Origin of the sequence: Halobellus sp., from assembly GCF_042218505.1 — an archaeon.
GTDB lineage: Archaea > Halobacteriota > Halobacteria > Halobacteriales > Haloferacaceae > Haloquadratum.
In genome coordinates, this window is the sequence record NZ_JBDGQZ010000030.1 from 1 (window position 1) to 9231 (window position 9231).

At 65.8% G+C, this 9231-nt stretch carries 9 protein-coding genes; 8 read left to right on the top strand and 1 reads right to left on the bottom strand.

Going from position 1 to position 9231, the window contains the following annotated elements; all coding sequences use genetic code 11:
• The first annotated feature begins 455 nt into the window (after positions 1 to 455).
• The 8 genes from dcd to ABEI27_RS09375 all read left to right on the top strand — a co-directional run bounded on the left by dcd (position 456) and on the right by ABEI27_RS09375 (position 7842).
• Positions 456 to 1064: a dCTP deaminase gene (gene dcd, locus ABEI27_RS09340; RefSeq protein WP_375799131.1), complete on the top strand. Its 609-nt coding sequence runs from the start codon at positions 456 to 458 to the stop codon at positions 1062 to 1064.
• Positions 1065 to 1071: 7 nt separating this feature from the next.
• Positions 1072 to 1980: a thiamine-phosphate synthase family protein gene (locus tag ABEI27_RS09345; RefSeq protein ID WP_375799132.1), complete on the top strand. Its 909-nt coding sequence runs from the start codon at positions 1072 to 1074 to the stop codon at positions 1978 to 1980.
• Positions 1981 to 2156: 176 nt separating this feature from the next.
• Positions 2157 to 3152, top strand: coding sequence for a glutathione S-transferase family protein (locus ABEI27_RS09350; RefSeq protein WP_375799133.1), 996 nt, complete (start codon positions 2157 to 2159; stop codon positions 3150 to 3152).
• A 99-nt stretch (positions 3153 to 3251) separates the two neighbouring features.
• Positions 3252 to 3965, top strand: coding sequence for a cob(I)yrinic acid a,c-diamide adenosyltransferase (locus ABEI27_RS09355; protein WP_375799134.1), 714 nt, complete (start codon positions 3252 to 3254; stop codon positions 3963 to 3965).
• Positions 3965 to 5590: a cobyric acid synthase gene (locus tag ABEI27_RS09360; protein ID WP_375799135.1), complete on the top strand. Its 1626-nt coding sequence runs from the start codon at positions 3965 to 3967 to the stop codon at positions 5588 to 5590. Before ABEI27_RS09355 ends, ABEI27_RS09360 begins: the two co-directional genes overlap by 1 nt.
• A gap of 64 nt (positions 5591 to 5654) precedes the next feature.
• Entirely contained in the window at positions 5655 to 6428 is a 774-nt protein-coding gene (locus ABEI27_RS09365; RefSeq protein WP_375799136.1) for a P-loop NTPase, read from the top strand.
• 2 nt (positions 6429 to 6430) lie between these two features.
• A complete protein-coding gene (locus ABEI27_RS09370) occupies positions 6431 to 6994 on the top strand; it encodes a hypothetical protein (protein ID WP_375799137.1) in 564 nt (187 codons plus the stop codon).
• 92 nt (positions 6995 to 7086) lie between these two features.
• Positions 7087 to 7842: a hypothetical protein gene (locus ABEI27_RS09375; RefSeq protein ID WP_375799138.1), complete on the top strand. Its 756-nt coding sequence runs from the start codon at positions 7087 to 7089 to the stop codon at positions 7840 to 7842.
• Here ABEI27_RS09375 and ABEI27_RS09380 read toward each other — a convergent pair.
• The gene (locus tag ABEI27_RS09380; protein ID WP_375799139.1) at positions 7835 to 8887 is read right to left on the bottom strand and encodes a hypothetical protein; all 1053 of its coding nucleotides are present in this window, start codon (positions 8885 to 8887) and stop codon (positions 7835 to 7837) included. The genes ABEI27_RS09375 and ABEI27_RS09380 overlap by 8 nt on opposite strands.
• Positions 8888 to 9231 lie beyond the last annotated feature (344 nt).

The following is a 9231-nucleotide window of genomic DNA, read 5'->3' on the forward strand; positions in this document are numbered from 1 at the left end:
GGGTGAGCTGTCGTCTCGCTCTCGGGTGAGTACCTCGGTCGAAGTCTCTCGTAAATAGTCTCGTTGAGGTCCGTTTTGTAAGGTGATGTATGGTCCTGAAATCGCTCTATGTTGATCGAGGACTCGGCTCACGCTAGCCGACTGCCGGGACGCACACCAGTATTTATCTATATAGATAATCGCAACCGGGCGTTCACCTCGAAGAAGGAACGCATTTGCCCGTGGATACAGCGCCCGCCGCGGCGTATGATACAAAAACTGATATAATCTGTAATCGCCTGTGAGAGCCACGCATTATCGCAGCGACGGCAACGCTCGTCGCATCGTGGGGTCTTCGGAGACAGACGCACTCGGTCTCACGCTGTCGCTCGATTGGCTATGACGTCCGTTGCAAACGCCACCATACGCCGTATCAACGGATGGCTTTACGTCCCTCGCTCCCGGTGTCTCGCACGATGATACTCTCGGACGACGACATCCTCGCGCGATTGGAAGCCGGCAACCTCGTTGTCGACCCGATCGACGACCTCGATATGCAGGTCCAGCCGGCGAGCCTCGATTTGCGCCTCGGCGAGGAGTTCTTAGAGTTCCAGCGGACGAACATCTCCTGTATCCACCCAAACCGCGAGTCGGAAGTCTCCGAATACGTGACCGAAACGCGGGTCCCCGAGGGTGAGGAGTTCATTCTCCACCCCGGTGACTTCGTCCTCGGCACGACCAAAGAGCGCGTCGAGATCCCACCCGACCTCCTGGCGACTGTCGAGGGACGCTCCTCGCTCGGTCGGCTGGCGGTCGTTATCCACGCGACGGCCGGCATCGTCGACCCCGGATACCAGGGCCAGATCACGCTCGAACTGTCGAATCTCGGCACCGCTCCGGTCGCACTCACGCCGGGAATGCGCGTCTCCCAACTCGTCTTCACGGAACTCACGCAGCCCGCATCGCGTCCCTACGGCGCGGAGCGCGGCTCGAAATATCAGGGTCAGGAGGGCCCGCAGGCGTCACGGATCGGTGACGATCCCGAGTTCGAGCGGACGCGCGGGACCGACGGAGGCTCCGGGTAGACGACATATGAGATTCATCGAGGAAGTCGTCGTCGACGAGTTTCTCCCGACGTTTCGCTCGATGCTCGCTGAGGACCTCCGCGACCGAGGTCTCACACAGCACCAAGTCGCCGAGGCGCTCGGAATCAGCCAGAGCGCGGTCTCGAAGTACGCTCACGGCGATGTGAGCCGGCGCGACGAAGTGCTCGAAGACGAGCGCGTCGTGGACCTCGTCGAGCGGGTCGGCGAAGGGCTCGCCACCGGCGATATGAGCCGTGTGCAGGCACTCGTCGAGGCCGAGGTGCTCGTCCGCCGACTGGAGACGGGTGACCTCCTCGCGCGACTCCACGAGGCGGAGATGCCCGAACTCGCCGACTACGAAGGCTACGAGCGCATCCACGACCCCGACAGCGGTCTGCGGACGAGCGAACAGGTCCGATCGTCGCTCCGGCGGGCCCTCCGCCGACTCACGAACGCGAGTGGCTTCGCGGGGCTGATTCCGAACGTCGGTTCGAACCTCGTCGAGAGCCTCCCGGCGGCGTCGACCGTCGACGACGTCGCCGGCGTCCCCGGGCGCATCTTCGACGTCAAGGGGCGGGCAACGATCCCCGGCGACCCAGAGTTCGGCGTGAGCGAGCACGTCGCGAGCGTGCTCCTGTCGGCCCGCGACGCCGGCCGCGACGTCCACGCCGCGATCAACGTCCGCTACGACCCGGAGATCGTCGCAGACCTCGAAGCCGCGGGCTACGACGCCGTCGAGTTCGAGGCCGACGCCCCGACGGATCCGATCCGCGAGGCGCTCGCCGATCGCGAGGACCTCTCTTCGACGTTCGTCTGCTATCAGACCGGTGGTTACGGCATTGAACCGATCACGTACGTGTTAGGTCCCGACGCCGATACGGCCGTGACAGCGGTCAAGACGCTGCTCGGTGCCTGACGGTCCTCGGCGGGCATCACGGCGGACCCCCCGCGCCGTGCGGTCGTGTGCACTCCGCGCCAATAGCCAAACGACTTACCTCCGCCGGACCCGTACACACAGTAGATGAAATCCCAAGCGACGCCCGAACGCGTACCGATCGCGACGGACCGAACACCTGCTGAAGGGGACGCTCGATGAATATGCTCGTCGACGGCGAGTGGCGAACCGACGCCTACGAGGCCACCAACGATGATGGCGAGTTCGACCGTCAAGAGACCACGTTCCGCGACTGGATTCAGGACGCTCCCGACGCCGAGTACCCGGCCGAGTCCGGCCGTTATCACGTCTACATTTCGCGAGCCTGCCCGTGGGCGCACCGCGTGGCGATGACTCGCCGACTGCTCGGGCTCACCGACGACATCTCACTGTCGATCGTCGAACCCGAGCGCTACAACGACGGCTGGGAGTTCTCCGAGGAGTACCCCGACCCGCTCTACGGTGAGGAGTACCTCCGTGACGTGTACGCCCGCGCTGACCCCGAGTTTACCGGGCGCGTGACCGTTCCCGTGCTGTGGGATACAGAGGAGGAAACCATCGTGAACAACGAGTCCCGCGAGATTATGCGGATGCTCGTTACTGCCTTCGAAGACGAGAACAGCGTCGAACTCCTTCCTGAGGGTCGTGAAGACGAGATCGACGACATCATCGACGACATCTACGTGTCGATCAACAACGGCGTCTACCGCGCCGGCTTCGCCGACACGCAAGAGGCGTACGACGAGGCGGTCGAGGACCTCTTCGACGCACTCGACCATTGGGAGGAGATTCTCGAGGACCAGCGCTTCGTCGCGGGCGAAACCTTCACCGAGGCCGACGTCGCGATGTTCGCGACGCTGGTTCGCTTCGACCACGTCTATCACACGCACTTCAAGTGCAACCGCCAGGCGATCCACGAGTATCCGAACCTCTGGAACTACACGAAGGAAGTCTACCAGTTGGGCGAACTCGCCGAGACTGTGAATCTGGATCACATCACTCGGCACTACTACTCGAGCCACGGGGATCTGAACCCAAAGCGACTCGTGCCGACCGGCCCCAACATCGACTTCTCCGCGCCGCACAATCGCGACCGACTGCCGGCCGACCTGCCCGCGGAACTCAGCGGCGACGCAGCGCTCGCCGACGACTGATCGCTCCGTTCGCCCGACGCGTCGGTCGCTTCCACTGGCTGCGGCGGGACCTCTGCGTAACGCGCCGCTTTCTTGACCACGCCACCCTTCTCGGACGATATGACAGACGCAGACTCGTCATCGACGCCCGAGGACCCGACGCCCGAGTCGACGCGACGCGAGACGCCCGGTGGCGGCGTTCGACCGACGGCCGACGAGATCGAGCCCGCGGCCCCCGCGGAGTTCGGTCTCGTGCAGGCGTGGTGGGGCGACGGCAAGGGCAAAACCACGGCGTCGCTCGGGATGGCGTTCCGCGCCGCCGGGCACGGCTATCGCGTGCACGTCCTCCAGTTCCTGAAAGGCGGCGCTGACTCGGTAGAGGGCGTCCGCGGCGAGTACAACGCTATCGCGTCGGTCCGGGGCATCTCCTACGAGAACACCGGCCACTACGGGTGGCACGGCCTGCTCGACGGCTCCGACGACGACGAGCATCACGCGAAGGCTCGCGGCGCGCTCGCTCGTACGGAGGAGATCCTCGCCGGCGCAGCGGACGCCGACTTGACCGAACCGCTCGACCCCGACGCCGACCCCGAGCACGGCGTCAACCTGCTCGTTCTCGACGAGATCCTCTACGCCGTCGAGCAGGGGCTCATCGACGAGTCGGACGTGCTCGATCTCCTCGACGCCAAGCCCGAGAACCTGGAACTCGTCCTGACTGGGAGCCACACGGAGCCGGCGTACCTCCTCGACAACGCCGACCTCGTGACCGAGGTACGGAAGATGAAACACCCCTTCGACGCGGGGGTTCGGGCGCGGAAGGGCACGGAATACTGATGCCTGCAGGCGACGACGACGCCGCAGATCCGGCCATAGACGCAGCGAAGACAATCCTCGTCGCGGGCACGGCCAGCCACGTCGGCAAGAGCACGGTCACGGCCGGCCTCTGTCGCCGCCTCGCCGACGCCGGCGTCGACGTCGCGCCGTTCAAAGCGCAGAATATGAGCAACGAAGCCCGCGCGGTCGTACGTCCGACTGCGGTCCGCGAGACCGATGCCGCGGCTACCGCTGACCACGACGACCCGGCGTTCGGCGAGATCGGCGTCTCACAGTTCGTCCAGGCCCGCGGGGCGGGGGTCCGGCCGACGACCGACCACAATCCCGTCCTCCTGAAACCGCGCGGCGAAGGCGAATTACAGTTCGTCGTCGACGGCGTCGCAGTCGGCCACTACGCCGCCGGTGAGTATTACGAGGAGCACTGGGACCGAGCCCGGGCGGCGGCCGAAGCGGCACACGCCCGACTCGCGGCCGAGCACGACGTCGTCGTCGCAGAGGGGGCGGGTTCTATCGCCGAAATAAACTTCCACGACCGCGACCTCGCCAACGTCGAGACCGCCCGCTTCTCTGACGCGTCGGTCCTGCTCGTCGCAGACATCGAGCGCGGCGGCGTGTTCGCGTCGATTCTCGGCACGCTCGAACTGCTCCCCGACGACGTCCGTGAGCGAGTCGTCGGCGTCGCCATCACGAAGTTCCGGGGCGATCGCTCCCTTCTGGATCCGGGCATCGACGAAATCGAGGCCCGGACGGGCGTGCCGGTTCTGGCTGTTCTCCCGTACGACGACCCCGGGCTTCCCGACGAGGACAGCGTCTCGCTTCCGGCCCCTGACGAGCAGGAGATCCGCGGCGGCGACGACGGCGTCTCCGACGCCCGGAGCGTCACCGTCGCAGTCCCGCGACTTCCGCGCGCGTCAAACACCGCCGATCTCGATCCGCTCGCGTCGGAACCGGGCGTCCGGGTCGCGTTCGTTCCGCTTGACGCCGCGCTCGACGACGCCGACGCCGTCGTGCTCACCGGGACGAAGAACACCGCCGACGACCTCCGGGCGCTCCGCAATGCCGGTTTCCACGAGCGACTGCGGGCCTTCGACGGCCCGACCGTCGGCCTCTGCGGCGGGTATCAACTCTTGGGCGAGCGCCTCGTCGCCGCCGACGTTGAGGGAGTCGGCGCGGGCGCGACGCGCGAGGGGATCGGTCTCCTCCCGGTCGAGACCGAGTTTTCGGCTCACAAGCGTGTGGCGCCCGTCCAGTGGGAGATCGACGGGATCGGACCGCTGGCCGGGGCATCCGGCACCGTCGCTGGCTACGAGATTCACGCCGGCGAGACGCGGCTCACCGACTCGGTGGACACCGCGAGGTCGGTTGCGACGCCGTTCACGGCCGAGAGCCGAGCACCGCTCACTCTCGGCGCAGCAGCAGGCGACACGCTCGGGACGTACCTCCACGGACTCTTCGAGAACGACGCGGCGCGCGCCGCGTTCGTGAGTAGAATCTTCGAGCACGCGGGTGTCCCGCGCCCGTCTGACTGGCCGCGCGAGGAAACCCACGACCCCTTCGAGCGGGCGAGCGAACTCGTCGCCTCGCTTCCGTTCGACGCTCTCCTGAAGTCTGTACCGAGCGAATAGCGTCGAACACCACCTCTGTGACGTGGACTCGAAGACTTTTGAAGGGGTGCCGCGTGAGTCGGGTATGGTCGAAGCGTTCGCCGTCGCCAGCGGGAAGGGCGGCACCGGAAAGACGACGAGCACGCTGGCGCTCGGGATGGCGCTCGCGGAGCGATACGACGTGACGGTCATCGACGCCGACACGGGAATGGCGAATCTCCTCTTTCACACCGGGCTCGACGACGCCGACGTCACGTTGCACGACCTCCTGGTCGCCGAGCGCGACGTCCCGGTCTCTGCGGCCGTGTACGACCGCTTCGGGATGTCTGTGGTGCCCTGCGGGACGAGCCTCACGGCGTTCGAATCAGCGGACCCGGGGCTCCTCCGCGACGTCGTCGCCGAACTGGCAGCCGACACCGACGTGCTTCTGTTGGACTCGCCGGCGGCGCTCGGTTCGAAGAGCGCCGTTCTCCCAATCGTCCTGGCCGACCGGGTTGTCGTCGTGCTCCAACCGACGGTGCCCTCGCTGTCAGACGGCCTGAAAGTGCAGGAGTACGCTCGCTCGTACGGCACTGAGACGGCTGGCGTGCTGTTCAACCGCGTTCGCCCCGACGAGGACGTCGACGCCATCGCCGACCAGGCCGCCCGCTACTTCGGTGGGACGGCGCTGGCGAGCGTCCCCGAGAGCGACGCCGTGCGAGCGGCCCGCCGCGCCGGCGAACCGTTGCTCGCGCACGCACCGAACGACCCCGCGGCCGATGCGTTCAACGACGCCGCGTCGACGCTGGACGTGCGCGCGGGTGATGCTTCGGGCGTCGCCGACCGGTTCCGGAGCGCTGTCGTGCCGGACCGCCCGTGAGAATGCTCGCTGACGGCCACATTCCCGAGGGTGAACTCTGCCGATCCCGAACCGACGCGGACGTCGGCGCGACCCTCGCCGACGTGCTGGCGCGCGAACTCACGGGCTACGTCGTCTTCGAGCCGCAGGGGTCGATCCTCTTTGGCGACGACGACCGCGCCGTCGTCACTTTCGAGGCCGGCGTGCCGGTGCTGGCGTATCATCCCGGGAGCGACGCCGGTGGTGCGGCCGCGCTCGACGCGCTCACGGGTGACCTGTTCCACGCCGAACTGTACGAACTCCCGGCGTCAGCGCTGGCGGCGGCCCACCGAGTCGACGAGTTCCGCGTCGATCCGACCGCACCGGCGCGACGCCTCGCCGGCGACGACGCCCTCGTCGAGCGCACGCGCGCTGCCGCCCCAGACGCCCGGGTGGCGGACGAGGACAGGCCGAGTGCGGTTGAAGCCTTCCTGGCCGACGCGGATGGAATCGAAGCCATCCGCGAGGAAGCCCGCGCCGAAGCGCGCTCGCGTGCTGCCGAGTGGGGGCTGACGGAGCAACTCGACAATCCGGAGACGGATTCGTAATCGTCACACCGGCCGCGGCCGAGCGACACGAAACTGACGGCTGATCGGCGCGGAACCGACGGTATATAGGTTCGGACGCCCTATGCTCCGCTGTGAGCGTCTTCTCATTACTACGTGCGCGGACGCCTGCGGACTTCGCTGACTGGTTTCGTCCCGGTGGCGAGTATCTCCTGCGGGTCGCTGACGGAATGGGGTTCCACACCGGCGACCTCGCCGGGTTCATCGACGAGGCCGAGACTGCGATGCGCGCCGGCCGGACCGGCGAAGACGTCGCGCCGGCCGTGAACCGACTCGTCGCTGCAGATCTCTATGCCGACGCCGCCTTCGGCCTGCCGTTCTTAGAGTGGACGCCCGTCTGGTATGAACTCTCACTGACGGCACCTGTCGCCTACGCGGACTGGCGGCTCAGGCGTGTCGCAGACCAGTACGCGCGAACGATCGATCACCTCTCGATTCCGCGGTTCAGTCGCCCGAGAGACGTCATCTCCCGTGGTCGCCCCGCGGTCGATTCGGTGTCCGGATTCGCCGATCGGTTCGCCTTCGCGGACGCGATCCTCCACTTGGAGTGGTTCGAGTACGTCGCCGGCGAGTGCGGCATCGGCGTCCCCCCGGAGTTGATCGCCGAGACACGGTCCCAGACCGTTGGCTACTACGTCGGTGACCTCACGCTGGAGGATCTCGATCCGACGGTCAGACGCTTCCAGTATCTGCTCTTCACCGACGACGAGTGGGTGCGCGACACCGACGCGCGGTACGGACTCGACAGTTCCCTCCTCACGCTCTGGGAACGCGTCTGCCGCCGGGAGCGCGAGCGGTTCGGCGGCGAACGCTCTTCGGCCGCTAATTGAACCACTGACTCGCGATGTGGTATCTGAGAACGTCCTCGGTCCCGTCGATGAACGGACCGATGTCCACCTCGTCGACGTCGCGGTTGAGTGCGACGAGGCGGCGGTACTTGTCGTTCCACTCCACGAGGAACTCGGTTTCGAGATTATGATCGTTGATTCGTTCGATCACCGCATTCGCCACGTCGGGGTCCGGATCCGCCGGGTCGGGGAGTTCCTCGACGCCGACGATGCCACGTTCGACTGCCGAGACGACGATACCCGAACTCACGTCGCCGTCGTAGACTTCCCGCTCCCACGTGCTGAGCCAGTTGCCGATCCGGGCCATTTCCTGGGCAATCCCGACGGCCTCACGCAGAACTGAGAGGTGATCCCGGTACTCGGAAGCCGCGTGCATCAGGTCGATATCGAGGAAACTGTGCATCGCCATATTGTGGGACTCATAGCGGCCGAGGTCGTCGACAGTCGCCAGGTCCGGGCGCTCGATGGCGAGTCTACTGTACTCGATTGACGTGACGACCTGTCCGACGTCGAAACGGAAGAGCGGGGCGTACTCGGCGAACTTCGGGGCGCGCTCCAGTCTGTCGAGGAGCGTCTCCCAGACGCGGACGCCGAACGCCGCGTACGGTTCGTCGACGCGGGCCGGGTCTCCGCCGCCGTCGGCGAGTTCGAGCGAGCGGCCCAGCGCCGCGCTGTCGTCCCGCCCGTTGAGACGGACCAGGCTCGTTATAGCGTCGAACGTCCCGAAGTCTCGGTGCTTCTCTATGAGATCGTCCAGAACCGTCACGAAGATGACGAGGATCGTGTTGTCGATGGCGATCGTGTCGCGGTACGACTCGTTCACGAACGGCATCACATTTTTTGGTGCGAGGTGGTGGATCCACTTCCACAGGAACGTCGATCGTCCCCCGTCGAAACCCTGGTACTCGGAGACGAGATTCTGGACCACCGGAGGAAGGTCGTGTTCGTAGATGGATTCGAGCAGCGTGACGGCCCGGTCGCCGTCCACGGACTCTACCACGCTTGCTGCAGGTTCTCTCAGCGCCACCGTACCACCGTCCTCACAGCCATCCCACCTAAGCGGTGGGGTCCTGATAATTGGGAAACAGCGACTAGGTCTCGAAGATTTCACGCCTCTATCAGACACGAAACGCTACGGAGACCTGGGTATGTGTACGTATTATACGGTATTACTCCCGTGTGGTACCCCAACATAAAAATTTATGATAGGCGTCGTAAATAATTGTGATGATGTCTTCGAATAGTGACGACGGTCGTTCGCGGTCTCGGCGACGGTTTATGCACGCGGCCGGGGTCGCAGCGCTTGCAGGTATTGCGGGTTGTAGTGGTAATAGTGGCGGCGGTGGCGGCGACGGAACCACCCAAAGCACC

What these genes read in the sequence shown, in the direction of transcription:
- ABEI27_RS09355 (WP_375799134.1), top strand. Translation starts at nt 3,252, where the DNA reads ATGACAGACGCAGACTCGTCATCGACGCCCGAGGACCCGACGCCCGAG.
- ABEI27_RS09350 (WP_375799133.1), top strand. Translation starts at nt 2,157, where the DNA reads ATGAATATGCTCGTCGACGGCGAGTGGCGAACCGACGCCTACGAGGCC.
- ABEI27_RS09360 (WP_375799135.1), top strand. Translation starts at nt 3,965, where the DNA reads ATGCCTGCAGGCGACGACGACGCCGCAGATCCGGCCATAGACGCAGCG.
- ABEI27_RS09345 (WP_375799132.1), top strand. Translation starts at nt 1,072, where the DNA reads ATGAGATTCATCGAGGAAGTCGTCGTCGACGAGTTTCTCCCGACGTTT.
- ABEI27_RS09370 (WP_375799137.1), top strand. Translation starts at nt 6,431, where the DNA reads ATGCTCGCTGACGGCCACATTCCCGAGGGTGAACTCTGCCGATCCCGA.
- dcd (WP_375799131.1), top strand. Translation starts at nt 456, where the DNA reads ATGATACTCTCGGACGACGACATCCTCGCGCGATTGGAAGCCGGCAAC.
- ABEI27_RS09365 (WP_375799136.1), top strand. Translation starts at nt 5,655, where the DNA reads ATGGTCGAAGCGTTCGCCGTCGCCAGCGGGAAGGGCGGCACCGGAAAG.